Raw genomic sequence first — 20,756 nt, 5'->3', positions numbered from 1 at the left:
GTCGGTTCAACGCTCCTGCACACATGTATCTTTCTCTTATAGAAGAACCTGTCGGCGCCGGCAGGTTCATACCACCTTACCGTTGAACCAGCCGGTTTCGCAAGCTAAAACCGCTTGGAGAAATTCACTGACTGCGTTGGCAGCATTGCCGATTTTAAAGTTCTTGCGGAAGCGACGAAAAACAGGTTAGGGTTCGATTTACACCAATCAGGTCCAACTGAATACAAAAGCCATCGATAACCATGACATCCGACAACGCATCATCCTTCCCGGACGCCGATTCGATTTCTCTGGCTGACGCCAACTGCATCGTCCTACGTTTGGATGGCGGCGGGCGGATTCTCTCTCTCAACCCATTCGGGCTGGATTTTTTCGGTTACCGGGAGGCGGAAATTCTGGGCAGACATGCCGTGGGCACCATCGTACCGGAAAAGGACGCGGCCGGCAACGATCTGGCGGCAATGATCGAGGATCTGCTGCACCGGCCGGACGACTTTACGCACCAGATCAACGAAAACCGCCGTAAAAACGGCGACCGCATCTGGGTGGTCTGGTCCAATCGGGCTTTTCGTGACGAAACCGGCAACGTCACCCAGCTTTTATGCATCGGCAACGACATCTCCGATCGTAAGGCTTTCGAAACCGTATTGGAAGCGGCCAGGCTTCGCTTGACCGCTACGATCCAAGCACAGAATACGCGCCTGCAAGAAGCCAACGCGCGACTGAAAAAGGAGGTGGAGGAGCGCCAGAAAGCCCAACAGGCACTGGCGGTCAGCCATGACCGTTACCGGCTGTTCTCCAAGGCATCCACCGAGGGGATCTTTTTTCACGACAACGGCATTCTTATCGAGTCCAATGATGCCTTTGCCGGTCTGGTTGAGTGTACCCACGACCAGTTGATCGGCGTCGACATCGTCCGTCAGTTTGTATCAACCGAGGACAGGAGTCGGGTTCAACAGATCATCGCCGCAAACGAAGACCGGATCTATGAAATCACTGCCCGCTCGGCCACCGGGCGGACGTTTCCCGCTGAATTGCGTTCACTGTCCGGGGAACTGGCCGGCCGGCCGTGCCGGGTCGTTACCGTGAGGGACATCACCCACCGAAAAAAAACGGAGCGCCAGCTGATCCAGTCCCAGAAAATGGAAGCCGTGGGGACGCTGGCCGGCGGCATCGCCCATGACTTCAACAATATGCTCGCCGGCATTCAAGGCAACGTGGAAATCATCCGCCACCAGATATCCCCCCAAAGCCCGCACCAGAAGCGTCTGTCCATCATCAGCCAGATTGTGCAACGGGGCGCCAAGCTTTCCGGCCAGCTGCTCGGCTACGCACGGGGGGGGCAGACGGAACTGTGCGAGATCAGCCTGAACAACATGGTTGAAGACACGCTCAATATGTTTGGCCACGCCCACCAGCTGATCACCATTGAAACCCGCCTCAGCCCGGACACACCCAAAGTCAGTGGAGACCGCACCCAGATTGAGCAGGTGTTGTTGAACCTGATTATCAATGCCGTGCATGCCATGCCCGCAGGAGGACGTCTGATCATCGAAACCCACGCCACGGCCCTCAGCACCAATGACAAACGGGAGTACGAGATTGTTCCCGGCCGCTACGCCATGTTCTCGGTGCGGGACACCGGTCACGGTATGGATCAGGAGACCCAGAAGCAGATCTTCGAGCCATTTTTCACGACCAAGGCACAGGGCCAGGGAACCGGGCTTGGACTGGCCTCCACCTACGGAATCGTCAAGAACCACAAAGGATATATCGAAGTGTTCAGTTCTCCGGGTGAAGGTTCCCAATTCAACGTGCTGCTGCCGGCGTCCGACTGCACCGAGGAGACGGCCGGTGTCATTGATACCCGGCCGGAAAAAGGGTCCGAGACCATACTGATCGTGGATGACGAAGCGGAGTTTCTCGACGTGGGTCGAGAGATGCTGATGCTTTTAGGGTATACGGTCATCACCGCTGGCAACGGTGAAGAGGCAATCGCCCGTTTCGAGGAACAGGACGGAAAGGTCGAACTGGTGATTGTGGACATGATCATGCCCGGGGCCGCAGCTGAAGGCACGATCCGCCGGTTGAAGGAGATCGATCCGTCGGTCCGCGTACTGCTCGCCAGCGGGTACAACCAGAACGGAGAACTTGCCAGAGACCTGATGCAGCACTGCAGCGGCTTCATTCAGAAGCCCTTCCGCCTCGCCTCCCTGTCAAAAAAAGTCAGAGAACTGCTGGGAAACGCACAAAATGAAAATCCATGACATCGGCGGCGAGTTCGCCCTGATCGACAGACTGGCCCGACAATCCCCGGCCATCCATCCGGACCTGGTGGCCGGCATTGGCGACGACGCCGCCGTCATCGCCGGATCATTCCCGGATGGTGACTACCTGCTGGTCACCACGGACATGCTGGTGGAGACGACCCACTTCAGACGCGACTGGGCCACTCCGGCACAAATCGGGATCAAGTCCGTCGCCTGCAATGTCAGCGACATTGTTGCCATGGGCGGCACCCCCACGTTCATGTTTGTCTCCCTGGCCCTGGCAACGGACACCGAGGTGGCCTGGGTCGAAACACTCTACCAGGGGATGGCCGAGGCCTGCCGACGCTATGGCGTGGTGCTTGCCGGAGGGGACACCACCCACGCTGAGGCGGCCACCATCAGCATCACCCTGCTGGGCCGGGTGTCTCCGGAAAACCTGCGTCTGAGGAGCCATGCCCGCCCCGGAGAGATGCTCTGCGTCACCGGGCCCCTGGGCGGTTCCGCCGCCGGCCTGGCCATGCTGGCTGCTGGACTGGATCCCCCCCCTTACTTAAGGGAGAAACACCTGGCCCCCGCTTGCCGGTTGGACGTCTCCCCGGCGATTGCCCCCCTTGCCCGGGCCATGATCGACATCAGCGACGGCCTGGCTGCCGAAGTGAACCACATCTGCGATCAAAGCGGCACCGGAGCAGAGATTATCGTCGCGGACATACCGATTCATCCAGCCGTGCGCGAAGCCGCCCGGCTGACCGGAAACGACCCGATCGAGCTTGCATTGTCGGGCGGCGAGGATTTCGAACTGCTCTTTTCCATTTCACCGGAGAACAAGCAGCTGCTGGAACAAAAAGGGGTTCCGGCTACGGCGGTCGGATGGGTCACGGAGGCAGCATCGGCGCGCATCCTCACCGCTCCCGACGGCACGCGGCGCCCCCTTTCCGGCGGATACAATCATTTCCGGTTTACCTTATGAATGAACCAACGCTTCCAGGTTTTCCCAGCGGGTGAAGGCGCATTCCAGCTCCTGCTCCAGGTTCTCCAGTTCATGCTTTACGGCGGCGATGCGTTCACCGTCCTGACGGTAGAAATCGGCGTCGGACATGATCTGAAACAGTTCCTGCTGCCGGGCTTCCAGGGTTTCGATCCGGCCGGGCAGGGATTCCAGTTCGCGTTTTTCCATGTACCCGAGTTTTTTTCGGGCGGCTGCCGGTGTCGCAGCGGCTTTTTTGGCCTTGCCCGGCAACGGATTTTCAGGCTTGGTTGCGTCTATTTCCCGTCGCTGGTCCAGCCAGTCGTCATACCCCCCGGCGTAGCCTTCGATCTGGCCCGGCCCTTCGAAGACCAGCGTACTGGTGACCACATTATTGACAAAGGTCCGGTCGTGGCTCACCAGAAGCACCGTTCCGCCGTAGCCCAGGAGCAGTTCCTCCAGGAGTTCAAGGGTTTCCACATCCAAATCGTTGGTGGGCTCGTCCAGCACCAGGACATTGGCGGGCCGTGCAAACAGTTTGGCCAGCAGCAGGCGATTCTTCTCGCCGCCTGAAAGCACCCACACGGGAGTGCGGGATCGTTGAGGAGAAAAAAGGAAGTCCTTCAGGTAGCCGATCACATGGCGGCGCTTTCCGCCGACATCCATCATGTCTCCCGCCGGGGAGACATTTTCCTGGACAGTCTTGTTCTCATCCAATTGTCCGCGCAGCTGATCGAAGTAAATCACCTCGAGATTGGTGCCGTGCTTGATTCGCCCCTGCTGGGGCGACAACTCGCCCAGGAGCAGGCGGATCAAAGTGGATTTACCTGCGCCGTTGGGTCCCAGGATGCCGACTCGGTCTCCTCGCATGATGGTGCATGACAGATCCTTGACGATGATCCGATCCCCATAGGAAAAAGTCAGGTCCGTTGCCTCGACAACCGTTTTCCCGCTTCGTTCGGCTTCATCCAGGGCCATGCGCACCCGGCCGGTACGGTCACGCCGGCTGCGGCGGATCTCCCGAAGCTTTTCCAGCGCGCGCACCCGTCCTTCGTTGCGCGTGCGACGGGCCTTGATGCCCTGCCGGATCCAGGTTTCCTCGGCGGACAGCTTTTTATCGAAGCGCTGGTTGCCCTTCTCTTCTGCATCCAGGCGTTCCTGGCTGCGCTGTTCGTAGGTGTCGTAATCGCAGTCCCAGGAGTGCAGGCGACCCCGGTCGATCTCCACGATGCGGGTGGCCAACCGGCGGATCATCATCCGATCGTGGGAAATCAGGATCAAGGTGCCGCGCCACTTGAGCAGAAAGGACTCCAGCCAGTCGATGGCCGTCATGTCCAGGTGGTTGGTGGGTTCGTCCAACAGCAGAATGTCCGGCCGTGCCACCAGGGCTGCGGCCAACAGCACCTGCCGCTTCATGCCAGCGGAAAAGGTACTCACGTCACCATCCGCCGTGAGGTTCATCTGCGAGATGATGTGCGACACCTGCTGCCGGATCTGCCAGCCGTCTTCGCTGTCGATGGCCTGCTGCAGGCGCATCAGCTCCTTCGAAGCATCCTCGTCCATCCTGCCGGTCGATTCGTTCAGTTCGCTCAGACGGCGGTATGCCGCCAGGCGCGCGCCCTTCGGTCCCATTCCCCGACAGATGACATCGAACACCGTCCCGTGAAGGTCCGGGGCGACGCCCTGGGCCAGACCGCTCACCGTGATGTCCTGGGATCGCATCACCTCACCACGATCCGGAGGCAGGCTGCCGCCGATAATGTTCATGAGGGTGGTTTTGCCCACACCGTTTCTGCCCAGCAGGCAGATCCGCTCGCCGGCGGCCACCGTCAGGTTCACCCGGTCCAGCAACGGCTCCGTACCGAAACCGATACAGATATCGCGAAGGGTAATCAGTGCCATCGTTATTCCGTTTTCACAAACACGTGCCTTGTTCCACTATTGATGAACGTCGAACCTTGACCGTCCACGTCGACATTTAAAAAGGTCTCGATCAATACAGTTCGTATTTGACCAATCGTCCGTCCAGGCCACCGTTTCTCAACGGTTTTTTCCAGGCGGGCTTGAGACCGATGCGCTTGATCATCTCCCGGTTGCCAAAATAGATGTAGGCTTCCGAGCCTTTGCAGCGCTGCTTCAGAAAATCGCCCAGTTGCCGATAAAAGTCGTCCAGGTCGTCCCCACGCTTCATGCGGATACCGTAGGGCGGGTTGCACAATATGATCCGGTTCTCCAGCCCTTCGATTTGCCTGAAGTCCTTTCTCAAAACGCTTACCGTACGTGCATGGGGAACCATCTTGCAGTTGGCCCGTGTCGCCGAAACGGCCTGGGCATCGATGTCACTGGCGTAAATGAGGCGATCCGCCAGTTTCCGGATTCGGCCGGTCGCCTCGTCTTTGACCGTTTTCCATACCTGGGGATCGTAATCCGGCAGCTGTTGAAAACCGAAACGATGACGAAGATAACCGGCGGGCGTGCGGCAATAATCCATCGCGGCTTCAATCACCAGTGTGCCGGATCCGCACATGGGATCCGCCAGAGGCACCCGACCGTCCCAACCGGAAAGGCGCACCATGGCGGCGGCCACCGTCTCCTGCATGGGGGCGTCACCGCTACGGGTCCGGTATCCCCGGCGGTGCAGACTGCCGCCGGAGGTATCGACGCTGATGGTTCCCCGATCTTTCTCCACATAGAGGTTGATCCACAGGTCGGGCGTTCTTGGATCCACGTTCGGCCGCCTCCCGAATGCATCCCGGAACTGGTCGGCGACCGCATCCTTGAGCTTCAGTCCGGCAAACTGAGAGTGGGGCACGCTGCTGCCGGCAGTGCTGGCGAAAACGGCGAAGGTCTGGTCCAGGTTCAAAAAGCGGGTCCAGTCGATGCGTCGTGCCGCCCGGTAAATGGCTGCAGCGTCCGGGCAGGCAAATGATTGTATCGGCGCCAGGACGCGGCTGCACAACCGGGCGCAGTAATTGATGCGATATAGCGATGATCGATCCGCCTTGAAATGGATGCCGCGCCGGACCGGACGAACGTCGACCGCACCCAGGTCGGCCAGTTCGGCTGAACCGGGGGATTCGAGGCCTTCGGCAATCTGGGCGAAATAGGCGTTACGGGTTAGTGCGTCTGACATGGATGGGTCACCTGCAAGGGCCGGTCATCCAACCGGTGGTCAAAATCGGTCGTTCCGACCGGTGATGGCGGTCAACAATGCCCCTGATGCGGGGAAGGGAGGAGGGTTTTCACCACCTCGAGGCGCCGGGCGATCTCCGCTTCGATGGCGGACCAGAATCCGGGGTCGTCGATCCAGCATTGGAAGTCTTCGCTGTCGATACTGCCCAGCGATTCCCTGATTTCCTCATCCTCGATCGTGTCCATACGCTTGAACAGTTCGTCCATAAAGCGATCCCAGACGGAGGGATCGTTGAGCCGGTCGCCTTTGTAGGTGTCGTCCAAACCGATGAGATCGGCCATCAGATTGATCATGCAGTCGTGCGGGGTCATGCGGAAGTCGTCCTTCGCGGTTTATTGGATGCAGCGCGCTTTGGACGGCTGCCGCGCTTGCGATAGTTCCGCTTGGCAACGTCGCCCTGGCGCGGCCGCGGACGCCTTCTCTTCTGCCCTCCGCCGCCGGGTCCGGAAGCGGGCTTGGTACGCCGCCTGCGCGGTGCCGGCGGCAGTTCCAGCCAACCCTCTTCCGGTTGGATGCAGGGCAGTGGGCGGCCGATAAACGCCTCGATAGCCGGCAGGTAAAAAGAGTCCTCCTCACAGGCAAAACTGATCGAGGTCCCGGCTGCCCCGGCACGACCGGTACGGCCGATGCGGTGAACGTAATCCTCGGCATCGTGGGGCAGCGTGAAGTTGATGACGTAATCCATGCCCTCGATGTGAATGCCCCGGCCGGCCACATCGGTGGCCACCAGCACGCGGATCTTGCCGGCCTTGAATTGTTCCAGCGTGCGGATCCGCTTGTTCTGCGGAACCTCGCCGGACAGCACGGCGGAGTCGATCCGGTAGCGGTCCAGCATCTCCGCCAGGCGACGGGTCTCATCCCGGCGGTTGCAGAACACCAGCACGCGGTCCAGATTCTGCCGCGTGATAATGTTATAGGTCAAGGCGAACTTTTCGTCGGTGGTGATGATGTAAACCACCTGCTCCACCGTGTCCACAGCCACCTGTTCCGGTTCGATCTCGACGGTGAGCGGGTCACGGGTCCAGCTGGCGCTCAGCCGGGTGACATCCGGCGTGAGCGTGGCGCTGAAAAACAACGTCTGGCGCTTGTCTTTATGCGGCGTGCTGTAGACAATCTGGCGTACATCGGGAATGAATCCCATGTCGAGCATGCGGTCCGCTTCGTCGAGGATCAGCATCTCCACCCGGCTCAGGTCCAGATCCTTGCGGCGCTTGAAATCCAGCAGGCGGCCCGGGGTGGCCACGATGATGTCCACGGGTTTGCCGTGGAGTTGCCGCCGCTGCTTTTCGTAGTCCATACCGCCGAAAACACTGACGATGGAAAAGGGACAATAGGTGGATAAAAGATTGGCTTCGTCGGCGATCTGCAATACCAGTTCGCGGGTCGGCGCGATGATGAGCACCCGGGGTGTGCCGGGAGGGCGTTTCCCCTTTATGGGATTGGCAAGCATCCGCGTCAGTACGGTGATGAGAAATGCGGCGGTCTTGCCCGTGCCGGTCTGGGCGCGACCGAAGGCATCCCGGCCTTTTAGGGCAGCAGGCAGGATCTCCGCCTGGATGGGGGTGCAGTATTGGAACCCGGTATCGGCAATGGCGTGCATAATCGGATCGGGAAGGTCCAGGTCGTGGAACCGGGTCTTGTCCGCTTCCGCTGGAACCTGAAACAACCCCGGATGCCAAGCGACGGCCGGCTCGTGAGGGTCTTTCCCTGGAGACGAATCGATATCGCTTTTTCGCGTCGGTTCCGTGCCTTGCGGTTGTGGGCGGGGAGAACGCTTTTTGTTCGGTCCGGGACTGATTTCCGATTGTGCTGCGGGTGTCGGTGAGCTATTCTTTTCAGACGGTTCGGCAGTTTTGGGGCGATCGCTGTCGAATAGCCGGCCCCTTATGGCTTTAATCAGTTTTCCTATCAAAATTCGGCTAACCTAAAAATCCTTTCATTTCTCTTAACGGCAGGCTGCTCCATACCCGGGCGCCTTTGACCGTTTCCCGAAGGGCCCGAGGCCCCAAATAAAGCGGGCCCGAGATCAAGGCCCGCGTCAATATACGAATATCAGCCACGAATTGCAAGGGCTATTGGCTATTCGATCGAAAGCAGCCGCCGACTGGTCAGATAGCATTGGCGCCAGAAGTCTTCGTCCATATGGGAGAGCATCACCCCGTGGCTGGTGGAGGTATGCACAAACTCACCTTGGCCCACGTATATACCCACGTGGTGGAATTTGGTGGCGGGTTTAAAAAAAACGAGGTCTCCGGCGGTCAGGTTGCGCTTCTCCACCCGCCGGCCTTTGCGCATGAGGGCGGTTGTTGTTCTAGGCAGGCGCATATCGAACAGGTCGTCGTACAGGACGACCACCAGGCCCGAGCAATCGATACCGCGACGGCTCAGTCCGCCCATCCGGTGGGGCGTCCCCAGCCAGGACTGGATCTCGGCTCGCAGCACCTGCGCCGGCCTGGATCCGTCAGGCGTCGAAAACACCGGTTCTGGGTCGGGAGCGGCGGTGGTGGCGCATCCGGTCGCCATCAGCGTCAGCAACGCTAAAAACAGGCATGCCATGGCCTCTCTGCACAGGAACCGGTGGGCGTTGCCGCCGCAGGTGTCGGCATCAGGCATCTGAACCCCTTTCAAACAGGTGGGCAATGGTGGTCAGGCTGAAATCCATCTCCATGGAGAGAAACTGGGATATGGAGTGCAAGGTGATGATGGCATTTTTATCCGCATCCCGGTTTCCCAGGCTGCGGATGCGCGCCAACAGCCCCTCGTTGACCAGTTGCACCCGGGCGTAGCTTTTTTCAAGTTTATCGAAGTCGAAACTGTTGACCCGGCCCTTTTTATATTCAAAATACTGACTCAACAGGAACAGCGACGTACTGCGCGCCGTGGTCTCTTCAACAGATGCAAAAGGCAGATGAAAGCGGGCCATGGGCTTGAGAAAATTCATCACCGGGCAGTTGCTGGTGGCCATGACAATGCCGAACACCGAGGTCAGCCCCTCCATGGCCGAGGTTCTTTTGGAATAGGTCCGGTCAACGGTTTCACAAACGACCATGCAGTTTTTATGGGAAACGATATCCTTGAACCGGTCGACCAGTTCCGTGATATTCACGGCAATGGGGCAGTACAGGTGAGTTCTGGGAGACAGGGGGCAGCATTTGCACTGCTGGTAAGACAGCTGTGTCCACGGCGGATAGGGCTCGGGCGACGCCGGTATCATGGTCAGCGTCGCCGGATCCAGTTCGATATGAAAACGCGTGCTCTTACCGTCTTCGAGTTCGATGTCATAGTTGAACCAATATGCGTTTTCCGTCATGGGCGTCTCTCTATCAGGGTGCTGAACACCGGTTAAACCTGCCACCACTCATTCCACTATAATCGAAGCAAGTTTCACGCCAATGGACCGCAATTCAACCATAACGGATCCCTTCCACCGGATCGAGCGCCGACGCGCTGGCCGCCGGGTACAAGGTGGCCAAAAAGCAGATCAGCACCGTGGAAAAGCCGATGGTCAGGACATCCACCAGTTGCAGGCTTACCGGCAGCGTGGTGAGAAAGTAGACATCGCCGGGCAATTTAATGAACGGGTAGCGCTTCAGGATGCCGCACAGAATAAAGCCCAGCACACCGCCGATGGCGGTTCCTAAACTGCCGATCACCAACCCTTTGAACACGAAAATTCGCCGAACATGTCGATTCGTAGCTCCGATGGTCTTTAAAATTGCGATATCCTTTGTCTTTTCCATGACCATCATAATCAGGGCACTGGCGATGTTGAAAGCGGCCACGACCACGATGAGCGTCAAAATAATGTACATCACTGTTTTCTGAAGCCGCAGCATGGAAAACAGATTGCGGTTCATCTGCATCCAATCCCGCGCCCAGAAGGGAAAGCCGATACGGGCGACGATGGCCTCGGCAATCGATTTGGCCTGGTATATATCGGCAACCCGCACCTCAAAACCGGTGGCCTGGCCCGGCATCTGGAGCAGGCGCTGGGCGACATCCAGCCTGACGAAGGACATGGCGCCGTCATATTCGTTCATTCCCGTTTCGAAAATGCCGGCTACGGAAAAGCGCATCACCGCGGGCATCGTGTTGGCGCCGGCGCCTTTTCCCAATGGAGATATGAGATAGACGGGATCGCCGACGGCGACCTTCAGGCGCTCGGCAGTTACCCGCCCGACCACCAGTCCGGGTCCTTTTCCGTCGGATTCATCGGGCGCAGCATCGGTCAGGACATCGACAAGGCCAATGTTTTTTGCGACGAAAATGGGCGGACCCGGCAGGGATGGATCGATGGCCTTCAACACCGCACCGGTGACGCCATGGGGGCTTCGCAGCATCACCTGGGTGTAGATGAAGGGAGTGGCCGACACGATTCCGTCGGTTTTTTCGATCTTCGCCGCCGTTGCTTCGATATCCGAAACCGATTCCCCGTAGCGCATCACCAGCACGTGGGACTCGATACCCAGAATTCGGTTTTGCAGTTCGGATTCAAACCCGGTCATCACGGCGATGACGACGATCAGGGCCATCACGCCTACGGCAATGCCGGCGGTAGCCAGAAAGGTGATCAGTGATATGAAGGCCTGTTTTTTCCTGGCCCTGAGATAGCGGGTGCCCACGAACCATGTAAAAGACATTTACGTTTTCCTGAGGAGAACAAGAAACGGCTGACGTTGCCGCCTCGCTATTCGTCAAGGGTTGGCCGGTATATACCCGGCGTCGATCCGGGTATGGAAAATGCCCCGGCACACGTTTCAAAAAAAGCTACCGGTCCGGCGCCCCCGATGACGGCATACGCATAGCCGGCATGGGCCATGGCGTGCAGGGTGGCCAGCAGCAGGGCACGGCCGACCCCCTTCCGGCGGAACCCGGGATCGATGCCGATGGGTCCGAAAAAATTGCGGCATGTGCAGTCGTGGCAGGCAAACCCGGCCAATCGACCGCAGGAAACCGCGATCATGCAGGCAATCGGCTGCCGGGAAAAAGCCACCTCACCTTCGGCGGCCCACCCATCGCCAAATTGATTCTGCGTCCATCCGACAACCCGATTTCTTTCACTGGCCATGGCCCGCCGCACAACAATATCCCTTTTGGCCAGGGCCGCCAACTGCACGCCGGGGTCGGGTAAATCATAAAGCCTGACAAGGAGATCGGTCATGGGGCTCTCTCAGCGAGTGGTTTCAGCCATTGGGTGTGCGAGGGTTATGGTCGTCGTCGAGGCCCCGATTCATGCTGCCGGACACATAGCCTTCCAGATCCACGGAGACATGCAAAAAGCCCAGTTTGCGCAAAGGGTCGACAATACGGCGTCTTAGCGGATCGGCAACCAGGGCCGGCAGTTTTTCCAGGGGCACCTCGATCCGGGCGACATCTCCGTGGTGACGCACACGGCAGCCAGGCACCCCGACGTCAGCCAGCACCTGCTCGGCGTGCCGAACCTGTTCAATTTTGGCAGCATCAAGGGGTGTTCCGTAGGGAAACCGGGTGGCCAGGCAAGCCATGGCCGGCTTGTCCCAGACGAACAGTTGCCGGTCCCTGGCCATTCGCCGGATATCATCCTTGGTAAGTCCCGCATCCAACAGCGGTGCTGCCACACCCAGTTCACGCGCGGCTATCATCCCGGGACGATAGTCACCACGATCATCGATGTTGGCGCCGTGAGCCAGGTGTTTAAAGCCTTTTTCCCGGATCAGCGTCACCAAGCGCCCGAATACGGCCTTTTTGCAGATGTAGCATCGCTCCGGGGTATTGGCAAGAAAATCAGGCCGCCCCATTTCGTCGGAGTCGATGATGAAATGGGGCACGCCCAGGCCGGCGGCAATCCTTGCCGCATCGGCGATGTCCGTATCCGGATGGACGGGAGACCGTGCCGTAACGGCGATGACGAATTGGCCCAGCACGGCATGGGCTTCGGCCAGCAACAGGGCGCTGTCCACCCCACCGGACAGCGCCACCGCGAGACGGTCGAAGGTTTTCAAGATATCGACCAACCGCTTTTTCTTATCCTGAAGCGATGCCGGCATAATCAGTTTTTTCCCGGCCGCTGCCAATGGTTTTCGCTCCGTCCGGGCTCCAAAAAATTATTTACAATCATTATGTAATCCTTTATAAGCATTGGTTGTCACTCCATTTTATTATAGGCCAATCCAAATACAAATTCAAAGGGGTTTTTCATGGGGAAAAAGAGTCTTATCAAATCCACTTCCAAGAAGAAGCGCGCGCCGAAAAAAGCCGCCCCTGCGGCGAAACCGAAGAAAAAAGCACCGGCCAAGAAGGCGGCTCCTGCCAAGCCGAAGCCTGCAGCCAAGGCCAAAGCGGCAGCCAAATCAAAACCGGCGCCCAAGCCGGTAAAAAAGGCCGCACCAAAGACCAAGCCCGTTTCGGTGAAAGACCTTCTGAAGAAGAAATTTGATATCGTTACCCCCAAAGTCCTTTACACCGTGCCCAAGAAAATGGCCGCCACGCCCACTTTCACGGCACCCGAATTTCTATCCGGCTTTGACGCCAAGGATGCCAAACGTGTTAGCGGACTTCTCGCCAATACTTACAGTGAAAAGGATTTAATCGACGCTACGAAAACGGCCGCCGCCGAAAAGGCCGCCGCCGAGAAAGCCGCCGCTGAGAAAGCCGCCGCTGAGAAGGCCGCCGCCGAAAAGGCCGCTGCCGAAAAGGCCGCCGCCGAAAAGGCCGCCGCCGAAAAGGCCGCCGCTGAGAAGGCCGCTGCCGAAAAGGCCGCCGCCGAAAAGGCCGCCGCCGAGAAAGCCGCCGCCGAAAAGGCCGCCGCCGAAAAGGCCGCTGCCGAAAAGGCCGCCGCTGAAAAGGCCGCCGCTGAAAAGGCCGCCGCTGAAAAGGCCGCCGCTGAGAAGGCCGCCGCTGAGAAGGCGGAAGCGATCAAGAAAGCCGCCGCCCAGAAACCGGACGTAGCGGTTTCCTATGAACCGCCGCCGGCAAAGGAGGCGGCCAAGAAGCCATCCGACCCTGTCGACAACACCATGAAAATTATGGCCGCCGGGCTGGCGTTTCTTATTCTTTTGGTGATCGGCGGCAGCGTCTCAAACTCCTCCAAGTATTACCTGACTGAGAACCAGGGCGCGCTGGAAATCTGGAAAGGCAAGTTTTCTCCCATCGGCAAAAAACTGGTCATCGCCCTGCCCGGCGTGGTCGCTCCCGAAGAGACGAAAGCGACCTACCGCTCCGGCGACGTCTATCCGATCGTATTCCAATACTACATCGACAAGGCCGACACGCTGCTGGACGTTCCGGGAATACCGGATTTCGAAGGAATCAAGGCGACCTTGAAGACCGCCCTCGAATACGGGTCCACGAATGCACTGCGTGCCGTTGCCTATCAGCGACTCGACAACATCGACCGCTTGATTCTCACTTATAAAGCCGATGTGGCCGCCAGCAGAGGGACCGTCGACGACCTGAAGGCCGCCATCGGATTTCTCACCGCGGCCGACAAATTGACCACGGACAAAGCACAGAAGGAACTGATCGGCCGCACCATTGCCGCCCATGAGGCGGCCATTGCCGCCCTGGAAGAACAGGCGGCAGCTGAACAGGCTGCTGCCGAAGCCAAGGCCGAAGCGGACGCCGCCCCGCAGGTGGAAGAGGCGCCTGTGGACGAAGGATCCGGCGAAAACCCGGAACCGCCGGCCAAGGGCCAGCATTAGTCCATTACCAAGCGCGTTAACCGCCAATGCACGAAGGGGGGTGCCGGCAGTATGTCGGCACCCCCCTTGTTTTTTTCACCCGGCAGGCGGGATTTGATCGGGCCGGAGTGATTGTCAATTCAATTTCAATGCTTCCGGTCTTTGCTGAAGCCGGGTCTGTCAACAGTTATAAAAAGGAGCCCACAATGAACAACAGAAGGCTTATCGTCGGTGGCTGCCTGTTCATCCTCTCCTTGATCGCCTTTTCATCCGCATATGCCGATCTGGGGAGCCTCTTTAAGAAGGCCCAGGAAGTCATCGGCCGAAGTTCGGGCGTATCCCAAAATGAAATCATCGATGGCTTGAAAGAGGCACTGGAAATCGGCACGGGCAACACGGTTCAGGCGCTTTCACAGTTGAATGGCTACTATGGTGATCCGCAGCTTAAAATCCCCTTGCCCCAATCCTTTCAGAAATTTGAAAAGGTTCTGCGCACCACCGGGTTTGCTTCCGAACTCGATGCCTTTGAACTGAGCATGAATCGTGCGGCGGAAAAAGCGGCGCCTGAGGCCAGGACGTTGTTCGTTGATGCCATAAAAGAAATGACATTTACCGATGCGGAGAAAATTCTCAAGGGAGGCGACAACGAGGCGACCGCATACTTTAAAAACAAAACAGCCGGCAAATTGCGGGAGTTGTTCAAACCGATCATCGAACAGTCCATAGAAAGCGTCGGTGTTACCCGAACCTATCAATCTCTGTCCGAGAAAATCCAATCGATTCCGTTTGCCGGCGATTACGCAGTCGACCTGGACGCCTATGTCACCGAAAAATCAATTGATGGATTGTTTATCCGGCTGGCTGAAGAAGAGGCCAAAATCAGAAACGATCCCGCTGCCCGTGTCACGGATCTGCTTAAAAAGGTCTTTGAATAGGGGCAGCGAAGAAGATCAGCATATGAATAAAATCTCCATCGAAGATGGCGATCGCGGCCAGGATCCTGGGAGAGCCGGATCAACCGTTCGGTTTTCGCTTCCAAAATTATAAAAAAATGTAACCAATGGGAACGAACCGCATCTTAACGCTTAGCGTGGAAATGCCATAAACCTCCATTCCACCTCTCCAAAAGCCCCTGCAGCATGCCTCTGCAGGGGCTTTCTTGTTACCATCATTTCCCATCTGATGTGAAAAAGGTTGCTCATCGTTGCAGCCTTCTTTTCGGTAATCATTAAGCATCCTACTGTTTTGATTTGTTTTAAATAATTTTTAAAACGATGGCACATCCTATGCTTCATTTAAAACAGCGAAGGTAATCTGATCCATGCTTCAACCTAATGGTCTTCTGATCTTCCTGGCAGGATACAGAGACCAAACCTGTTCCACCCTTTTTTCGGGCAAGACCTTCCTCCGGGTCTTGCCCGATTTTTTTTGGCAGGGTTCTGCTTTAAGATGGAATCTGTTCAGCGTCACACGGCCAGGGGGTAGCCTTTTTCCCGGAGATGTTCCACGATCCGAAACAACTGGGCGACGGTCTTAGCGTCGGCGTCAGGGCCGGGGTGCCTGACCGTAGCGGTCGAGAAAATTCCCAACTGTTTTAAAACCTGCTTTCGAAGCGACACGCCGATGCCGGGCTGGAATTCCCAGCGATTCAACGGCAGGAAATCGTAAAAGAGTTCGGCGGCCTGCTTCCATTGCTGATTCTGGACCCGTTCGAACAATTGAACAAGCAACTCGGCATAGACGAACCCGGTCATCACCCCCACGGCCCCCAGTTCCAACTCCTCGAAGGCATACATGCCGCCCAGCGCCCCGAAAACCTTTAGCCCGGGTCCGACGGTTTCGCTCAGGGCCTGCATTTTCATCCCCGTAGGCGGATCTTCAAGCTTGATGTACTGGATGTTTGCGGTAGCCTCGTAAATACGGCTGATGAGTGGCACGGTCATCGTAATTCCGGTCACGGCAGGATAGTCGTGGATAATACAGGGAATTTGCGCGGCATCGGAAACGCGCTGGTAATAGTCCAGCAGCGGGCCATCCTTTTGAACGGTGTGGGGACCCAGCAGGACCGCATCCGCCCCCAGTTCCCGCGCACGGTGCACCATGGTAATCGCCGGATCCGTGGCAGGCGCCCGCACCCCGACCACCAGCCCCAACCCCTTTGGGAGCAGCGCACGGTACCGGGCAATCACGTCTGTGCGTTCCTGGTCGGTCAGCTTGTGTCCCTCCCCCAGGGCGCCCAGAATGGCCAGACCATGCACCCGTTTTTGCGCCATGAAATCGACCAGGCGCTCGATGCTGGGGTAGTCGATCTCGCCTTGATCCAGAAACGGTGTCGGAACGATTGGATATATGCCCTTAAGCAGCATCAGCTTCCCCCTGTCTTAACTGTTGGCGATCATTAAAGCCATTGCGCCGGTGTTTTGCAGGAATCGTCGGTTTGATTAAGCCGTCAGGAATACTTGAGGTCGACCACCGGATTGTGCAGGCTTTCGAAACCGGAGATCCGGCAGGCCACCTGGTCGCCGTGGTGAATGTGGACGGCTCCGGGCGTTCCGGTCGAAATGATGTCACCCGGTAAAAGCGTCATCACCCTGGAGTGATAGGCAACCAGCACATCGGGTGTAAACGTCATATGATCAACCGTGTTCTCGGCATGCACACGCCCATTGATGATGGTCGAGACTTTCAGGCGCAGCACATCGGCGACCTCGTCCGGCGTGACCAGCTGCGGACCGAATGAGAAAAACGTGTCGAAGCTTTTGCACATGGTCAGATAGCGTGGATTCTGGCGGAGAATATCCTCAGCCGTCATGTCCAGGATGGTCGTAAATCCTGCCACCACGTCCAGCCATTTTTCCCGGGGCACATCTTTGCAGCGCCTGCCGATGACGATGCCCAACTCGGCTTCCGCGGTCGTCTTTTCAGAAAGCGTTGGTATTCGTATCGTCTCTCCGGGCCCGATGATGGCGGTCGCCGGTTTCATGAAACTGGCCGGTGCCGATGTCGGCGCCTTCTCGGAAAGATCATGGGCATGCTCGCTGTAGTTGAGCCCGATGCCCCATATTTTTGGTGGATACCGATACAACGGGGCGTAGATGTCCGGTTGGGCGCTGGAAAACAGATGCCCCCGCTGATCCAGTGCGCGGCTTCCCGTTTCCCGATACCAGGCATTCAGCCGGGTGAGCTGGCCTGTCGTTAACAGCCGATCCATCGTTTCCGGCCATTGGCTCTCAAATGCCCGGTTGAGATCCGCGATGAGGACCCATCCGTTTTTCCGGCAGATCGCCAACTGCTCTTTTTCATCTACCCGAACGGTAGCTAATCGCATGCTGCCTCTCCCTATGGTTTCCACGCACGAAATCCCTTGAACGCGGCGATCGTGGAATTGTTGACTTGATCTTTTCTTTTAAGCGGTGAATGATGATCCCGTCAAGTCGGATGTGGCGATTCAACGGCCTACCCCTGATTGGCGCGGCCTCGGCGGAAATAAAACAATCGGACAGGTCTCCGGAAATGAAAAAAGAGACGATAATCGTATTCATATTCGCCTTGATTGCCTATCCGCTGCTGGTTGCTTTCGCCCATCTCACGCAAAGTTATGTGATATTTCAATCCAGGGGAGCTTCCACGAAACCGCCGAAACACCTTGACGTCACTGAGGTGGTGTTGGTGACACCTGACGGCCAACGACTGAATGCCTGGTGGCAGCGGACGAAAAATGCTAAGAAAACGGTTCTCTTTTTTCAGGGAAACGGCACCAACATCAGTCACCAAACATCTCGCCTGAACACCTTTGATAAGATGGGTGTCAATGGATTGCTGGTCGACTACCGTGGATATGGGAACAGTGCCGGCAGGATCAAAAAAGAGCAGGACATCTACACGGATGGTTTGACGGCCTGGTATTATCTGACGGCTGTAAAAATGATCGCGCCCGAGGATATCATCATCTGGGGACGTTCATTGGGCGGTGGGGTTGCCGCTGAGATCGCCCAGTTTAAACGGGTCGCCGCGCTGGTCCTCGAATCGACCTTTTACTCGCTGGATGAAATCGCCCGACGACAATACTGGTTCCTGCCGACCCAATGGCTGCTGAAGTTTCATTTTACCAACGGCACCAAGCTCAAGAATCTCACCGCACCCACGGTCGTCATCCACAGCGTTGAAGATGATTATGTTCCTTTCTCCCATGCGGTCCGGTTATTTGATTCCGCCCCGGAGCCAAAATATTTACTGAAAACAACCGGTTCTCATCTTGACCCGTTCGACCGTCATGCCCCTTCCTTCTCCAGGCTCATGGAATATCTTCGCCTTCGACCGGTTGCTTCAGTACGCCTGCCGGCTCGGTGCATAGGATCAAAAGCCGAATCGGCCGCACCGGTCTATCTCGCTTCCAGAATCGATTGGGTAATTGCTGACATATAATTAGACTATAATGTCAGCTAATATTATTTACTAATTTTCCTATCCGCTGATCCGAGGCGAGGTCGAAAAAACGTTAACATCCCGTTTTTGTATACTTTTTTTTACATTTTAGGTTTCTGGCCCATGGCTTGCTTAATCACAAAGCGATTGCCACGCCCATCGGTGAATCCGGGTTACGGCGTTCGACTTCATGTTTTTAAAATCCAACGATACCATTTACCGCACAACCACCGGGAACAGAAGAGAGATCTGGAGATAGCATGCAGGAACATCCCGACAAAGGCAATCGAGCGACAAACCAGCGACGCGCCACAGCCAACGAATGCCTGCAGAAGGCACTGGCGGAGCGCGAGCGCTTTCTGGAGCGTCAACCGCACCTGCGTGCCTACCAGGCGGAGATCGACAGGGTTCTGGATAATTCCGGCAACGCCAGGGGACGCATGGCCGTCCTGGGGACGCTGCTGCAAGGCAAGCTCCTCGACTTGCAAAAAGAACTCTACAAACTGACTACCATTCTCCAGCAGAACGCCAATTCTCAATAGTCGCCCATTTCCAGGAGCGACAACGCCTTGAATACGTGCCCGCTATGTGTACGTTGCCAAGCCAACTCCAAGCAACCGTCAGCAATCGGTCGACGGCTGCCCGCTTACAACACCCGTTGCTAAAGCAGCCCTCGATAATTCCCGCCATCAACCAATATGTTCTGGCCGGTAATGTAACGGGCCTGGACGCTGGCCAAAAAGGCAGCGGCAGCCCCGAAATCGGAAGGGTCCCCGATGGTCTGGCTGGGGTTGGCCGACATCATCTCCTGGATGATCGCCTCAGGCGAGGTCTTCTCCTGTTCGGCACGGAACGTCGCCAGTTGATCGATTCGCGACGTTTTGTGGGTGCCCGGTAGCAATGCGTTGACAGTGATGCCGTCGGGTGCCAGTTCCGTTGCAATCGTTTTCAAAAAACCGGTCAGACCGGCCCGGGCCATATTGGAGAGCAACAGCGTGCCGATGGGCTGCTTGACCGAAATGGATGTGATGGCGATGATCCGGCCCCAGCCGTTGCTTTGCATGGCCGGTGTGACCCCGTGAATAAGGTGCACGGCGCTCATCAAGGTCAGGTTGAGGGCCTTTTCGTATTCCTCGATAGCCGTGCTGGCGTATGTTCCCGGGGGAGGACCGCCTGCATTGGTCACGAGGATTTCCGGTTCCCCGAGAGCCTTTCGAACGCCATCGAGCAGGCGGTTGATATCCCCAGCCTCGCTCAAGTCGGCAGCCACACCAAACACGTCCGTCCCGGTTTTTTTTGAAATTGCTTCGGCGGCCTGTCTGGCTGCGCCGGCGTCACGGGAGCAGATGGCCACCCGGCACCCTTCTGCGGCCAGTTGTTCGGCACAGCCGCGCCCCAATCCCCGGCTTGAAGCAGTCACCAGGGCGATTTTACCGCGTATTCCGAGATCCATTTTCCACCTCCTGAATGTGGGTCAATCGATAGACGAACAAAGTACCCGCAGGCACCCTGAAAGAAATGCCCGTGGACTATCAGCGTGGCTGCGGTAAGGCCGAATGGGTTCGCATAAAACGATTATCCGGTTGAACCGCGATAGCGAGCGAACTGAAAATAGACATTCATCTTCTCGGTCCGTCGATCAGCGCTTCTGGACGAGCACAATTCAACCAATGTAAACACGATATCAACCGTGTCCAACCCTGCGCCATCCATGCCTGTAAACGTTTCAACGCCCCTGCTCATTCTTTCCCGGTTCGGTGGCCATCGGGGTCACCATTCTTGCAGAATCCTCTACCCGCCGGCTGAACCGCGTGCACGCGCTTATTTACCTTCTTTCGTCTATGCGGAACAAGGGAACCGGGCACCGGGTCCTCAGGGTGGGTCAACGGTAATTCCTGTTGACTGAATCGATTCTTTGATTTAGTTACTTAACTTAGTTGAACGACTAATTTGAATATTGACGAGGGTATTGCCAGCGGCAATCCGGTTCTTTTTTGGATGGGAGGGGCCCAACCATGCCCAAAGACATCGTTCGCCATGAGCGGCGCATCCAGATCCTGGAAGCACTGCACCGCTGCCTTCTGGAAAAACCGTTTCACCAGACCACCATCAAGGAGATCGCCCGCAAAGCGGGTGTCAATCACGGCCTGCTGCACTATTATTTCGAGAACAAGCAAGACCTGCTTCTCAAATACATCGATTACACCTTCGATAACTATTACCGCGAATTTTCAGACCGCTTT

The 20,756-nt window shown here is 57.2% G+C and carries 20 protein-coding genes; 8 read left to right on the top strand and 12 right to left on the bottom strand.

The window, feature by feature from the left end; all coding sequences use genetic code 11:
• The first annotated feature begins 242 nt into the window (after positions 1 to 242).
• Positions 243 to 2,267: a hybrid sensor histidine kinase/response regulator gene (locus ACZCED_RS21995; RefSeq protein ID WP_462972060.1), complete on the top strand. Its 2,025-nt coding sequence runs from the start codon at positions 243 to 245 to the stop codon at positions 2,265 to 2,267.
• A complete protein-coding gene (thiL, locus tag ACZCED_RS21990) occupies positions 2,254 to 3,240 on the top strand; it encodes a thiamine-phosphate kinase (RefSeq protein ID WP_462972059.1) in 987 nt (328 codons plus the stop codon). The genes ACZCED_RS21995 and thiL overlap by 14 nt, the downstream gene beginning before the upstream one ends.
• Here the strand turns inward: thiL and ACZCED_RS21985 are convergent.
• The 9 genes from ACZCED_RS21985 to larE form a co-directional block, all read right to left on the bottom strand.
• Positions 3,235 to 5,139 (bottom strand): ATP-binding cassette domain-containing protein, encoded by a 1,905-nt coding sequence (locus tag ACZCED_RS21985; protein WP_464861727.1) that lies wholly within the window; start codon positions 5,137 to 5,139, stop codon positions 3,235 to 3,237. The genes thiL and ACZCED_RS21985 overlap by 6 nt on opposite strands.
• Before the next feature lie 91 nt (positions 5,140 to 5,230).
• Positions 5,231 to 6,370: a THUMP domain-containing class I SAM-dependent RNA methyltransferase gene (locus ACZCED_RS21980; protein WP_464861726.1), complete on the bottom strand. Its 1,140-nt coding sequence runs from the start codon at positions 6,368 to 6,370 to the stop codon at positions 5,231 to 5,233.
• 71 nt (positions 6,371 to 6,441) lie between these two features.
• Positions 6,442 to 6,741: a hypothetical protein gene (locus tag ACZCED_RS21975; RefSeq protein ID WP_462972056.1), complete on the bottom strand. Its 300-nt coding sequence runs from the start codon at positions 6,739 to 6,741 to the stop codon at positions 6,442 to 6,444.
• On the bottom strand, positions 6,738 to 8,096 hold the full coding sequence (locus ACZCED_RS21970; RefSeq protein ID WP_462972055.1) for a DEAD/DEAH box helicase: 1,359 nt from the start codon (positions 8,094 to 8,096) through the stop codon (positions 6,738 to 6,740). The genes ACZCED_RS21975 and ACZCED_RS21970 overlap by 4 nt, the downstream gene beginning before the upstream one ends.
• Before the next feature lie 413 nt (positions 8,097 to 8,509).
• Positions 8,510 to 9,043, bottom strand: coding sequence for a C40 family peptidase (locus tag ACZCED_RS21965; protein WP_462972054.1), 534 nt, complete (start codon positions 9,041 to 9,043; stop codon positions 8,510 to 8,512).
• Positions 9,036 to 9,740: a DUF6901 family protein gene (locus ACZCED_RS21960; RefSeq protein WP_462972053.1), complete on the bottom strand. Its 705-nt coding sequence runs from the start codon at positions 9,738 to 9,740 to the stop codon at positions 9,036 to 9,038. Before ACZCED_RS21960 ends, ACZCED_RS21965 begins: the two co-directional genes overlap by 8 nt.
• 94 nt (positions 9,741 to 9,834) lie before the next feature.
• The gene (locus ACZCED_RS21955) at positions 9,835 to 11,070 is read right to left on the bottom strand and encodes a lipoprotein-releasing ABC transporter permease subunit (protein ID WP_462972052.1); all 1,236 of its coding nucleotides are present in this window, start codon (positions 11,068 to 11,070) and stop codon (positions 9,835 to 9,837) included.
• Between the two features lie 47 nt (positions 11,071 to 11,117).
• Positions 11,118 to 11,591 (bottom strand): GNAT family N-acetyltransferase, encoded by a 474-nt coding sequence (locus ACZCED_RS21950; protein ID WP_462972051.1) that lies wholly within the window; start codon positions 11,589 to 11,591, stop codon positions 11,118 to 11,120.
• Between the two features lie 22 nt (positions 11,592 to 11,613).
• Positions 11,614 to 12,456 (bottom strand): ATP-dependent sacrificial sulfur transferase LarE, encoded by an 843-nt coding sequence (larE, locus tag ACZCED_RS21945; protein WP_462972050.1) that lies wholly within the window; start codon positions 12,454 to 12,456, stop codon positions 11,614 to 11,616.
• 26 nt (positions 12,457 to 12,482) lie between these two features.
• Here larE and ACZCED_RS21940 point away from each other — a divergent pair, with 26 nt between their 5' ends.
• The 3 genes from ACZCED_RS21940 (at position 12,483) to ACZCED_RS21930 (ending at position 15,023) form a co-directional block, all read left to right on the top strand.
• Positions 12,483 to 12,845: a hypothetical protein gene (locus ACZCED_RS21940; RefSeq protein ID WP_462972049.1), complete on the top strand. Its 363-nt coding sequence runs from the start codon at positions 12,483 to 12,485 to the stop codon at positions 12,843 to 12,845.
• On the top strand, positions 12,817 to 14,109 hold the full coding sequence (locus ACZCED_RS21935; RefSeq protein WP_464861725.1) for a histone H1-like repetitive region-containing protein: 1,293 nt from the start codon (positions 12,817 to 12,819) through the stop codon (positions 14,107 to 14,109). The genes ACZCED_RS21940 and ACZCED_RS21935 overlap by 29 nt, the downstream gene beginning before the upstream one ends.
• Before the next feature lie 185 nt (positions 14,110 to 14,294).
• Entirely contained in the window at positions 14,295 to 15,023 is a 729-nt protein-coding gene (locus tag ACZCED_RS21930; RefSeq protein WP_462971026.1) for a DUF4197 domain-containing protein, read from the top strand.
• A gap of 531 nt (positions 15,024 to 15,554) precedes the next feature.
• Here the strand turns inward: ACZCED_RS21930 and ACZCED_RS21925 are convergent.
• Positions 15,555 to 16,454: a dihydrodipicolinate synthase family protein gene (locus tag ACZCED_RS21925; RefSeq protein WP_464861724.1), complete on the bottom strand. Its 900-nt coding sequence runs from the start codon at positions 16,452 to 16,454 to the stop codon at positions 15,555 to 15,557.
• A gap of 83 nt (positions 16,455 to 16,537) precedes the next feature.
• Positions 16,538 to 17,416, bottom strand: coding sequence for a fumarylacetoacetate hydrolase family protein (locus ACZCED_RS21920; RefSeq protein ID WP_462971028.1), 879 nt, complete (start codon positions 17,414 to 17,416; stop codon positions 16,538 to 16,540).
• A gap of 185 nt (positions 17,417 to 17,601) precedes the next feature.
• Between ACZCED_RS21920 and ACZCED_RS21915 the strand changes: the two genes are divergently transcribed.
• Positions 17,602 to 18,513: an alpha/beta hydrolase gene (locus ACZCED_RS21915; RefSeq protein ID WP_464861723.1), complete on the top strand. Its 912-nt coding sequence runs from the start codon at positions 17,602 to 17,604 to the stop codon at positions 18,511 to 18,513.
• A gap of 260 nt (positions 18,514 to 18,773) precedes the next feature.
• A complete protein-coding gene (locus ACZCED_RS21910) occupies positions 18,774 to 19,055 on the top strand; it encodes a hypothetical protein (protein ID WP_464861722.1) in 282 nt (93 codons plus the stop codon).
• A 119-nt stretch (positions 19,056 to 19,174) separates the two neighbouring features.
• Here ACZCED_RS21910 and ACZCED_RS21905 read toward each other — a convergent pair whose 3' ends face one another.
• Positions 19,175 to 19,966: an SDR family oxidoreductase gene (locus ACZCED_RS21905; protein WP_462971031.1), complete on the bottom strand. Its 792-nt coding sequence runs from the start codon at positions 19,964 to 19,966 to the stop codon at positions 19,175 to 19,177.
• 562 nt (positions 19,967 to 20,528) lie between these two features.
• Here ACZCED_RS21905 and ACZCED_RS21900 point away from each other — a divergent pair.
• A partial coding sequence (locus tag ACZCED_RS21900) for a TetR/AcrR family transcriptional regulator (RefSeq protein WP_464861721.1) occupies positions 20,529 to 20,756 on the top strand: 228 nt, incomplete at its 3' end.

It is taken from the genome of Desulfosarcina sp. (assembly GCF_055467485.1).
The sequence above is the reverse complement of the archived record's forward strand: the minus strand, read 5'-3'. Positions and strand labels throughout refer to the sequence as shown.

Bases quoted from the DNA above. Each gene is read 5' to 3' on its own strand.
- ACZCED_RS21995 (WP_462972060.1), top strand. From the start codon at position 243: ATGACATCCGACAACGCATCATCCTTCCCGGACGCCGATTCGATTTCT.
- thiL (WP_462972059.1), top strand. From the start codon at position 2,254: ATGAAAATCCATGACATCGGCGGCGAGTTCGCCCTGATCGACAGACTG.
- ACZCED_RS21985 (WP_464861727.1), bottom strand. From the start codon at position 5,139: ATGGCACTGATTACCCTTCGCGATATCTGTATCGGTTTCGGTACGGAG.
- ACZCED_RS21980 (WP_464861726.1), bottom strand. From the start codon at position 6,370: ATGTCAGACGCACTAACCCGTAACGCCTATTTCGCCCAGATTGCCGAA.
- ACZCED_RS21975 (WP_462972056.1), bottom strand. From the start codon at position 6,741: ATGACCCCGCACGACTGCATGATCAATCTGATGGCCGATCTCATCGGT.
- ACZCED_RS21965 (WP_462972054.1), bottom strand. From the start codon at position 9,043: ATGCCTGATGCCGACACCTGCGGCGGCAACGCCCACCGGTTCCTGTGC.
- ACZCED_RS21960 (WP_462972053.1), bottom strand. From the start codon at position 9,740: ATGACGGAAAACGCATATTGGTTCAACTATGACATCGAACTCGAAGAC.
- ACZCED_RS21955 (WP_462972052.1), bottom strand. From the start codon at position 11,070: ATGTCTTTTACATGGTTCGTGGGCACCCGCTATCTCAGGGCCAGGAAA.
- ACZCED_RS21950 (WP_462972051.1), bottom strand. From the start codon at position 11,591: ATGACCGATCTCCTTGTCAGGCTTTATGATTTACCCGACCCCGGCGTG.
- larE (WP_462972050.1), bottom strand. From the start codon at position 12,456: ATGCCGGCATCGCTTCAGGATAAGAAAAAGCGGTTGGTCGATATCTTG.
- ACZCED_RS21940 (WP_462972049.1), top strand. From the start codon at position 12,483: ATGGTTTTCGCTCCGTCCGGGCTCCAAAAAATTATTTACAATCATTAT.
- ACZCED_RS21930 (WP_462971026.1), top strand. From the start codon at position 14,295: ATGAACAACAGAAGGCTTATCGTCGGTGGCTGCCTGTTCATCCTCTCC.
- ACZCED_RS21925 (WP_464861724.1), bottom strand. From the start codon at position 16,454: ATGCTGCTTAAGGGCATATATCCAATCGTTCCGACACCGTTTCTGGAT.
- ACZCED_RS21920 (WP_462971028.1), bottom strand. From the start codon at position 17,416: ATGCGATTAGCTACCGTTCGGGTAGATGAAAAAGAGCAGTTGGCGATC.
- ACZCED_RS21915 (WP_464861723.1), top strand. From the start codon at position 17,602: ATGAAAAAAGAGACGATAATCGTATTCATATTCGCCTTGATTGCCTAT.
- ACZCED_RS21910 (WP_464861722.1), top strand. From the start codon at position 18,774: ATGCAGGAACATCCCGACAAAGGCAATCGAGCGACAAACCAGCGACGC.
- ACZCED_RS21905 (WP_462971031.1), bottom strand. From the start codon at position 19,966: ATGGATCTCGGAATACGCGGTAAAATCGCCCTGGTGACTGCTTCAAGC.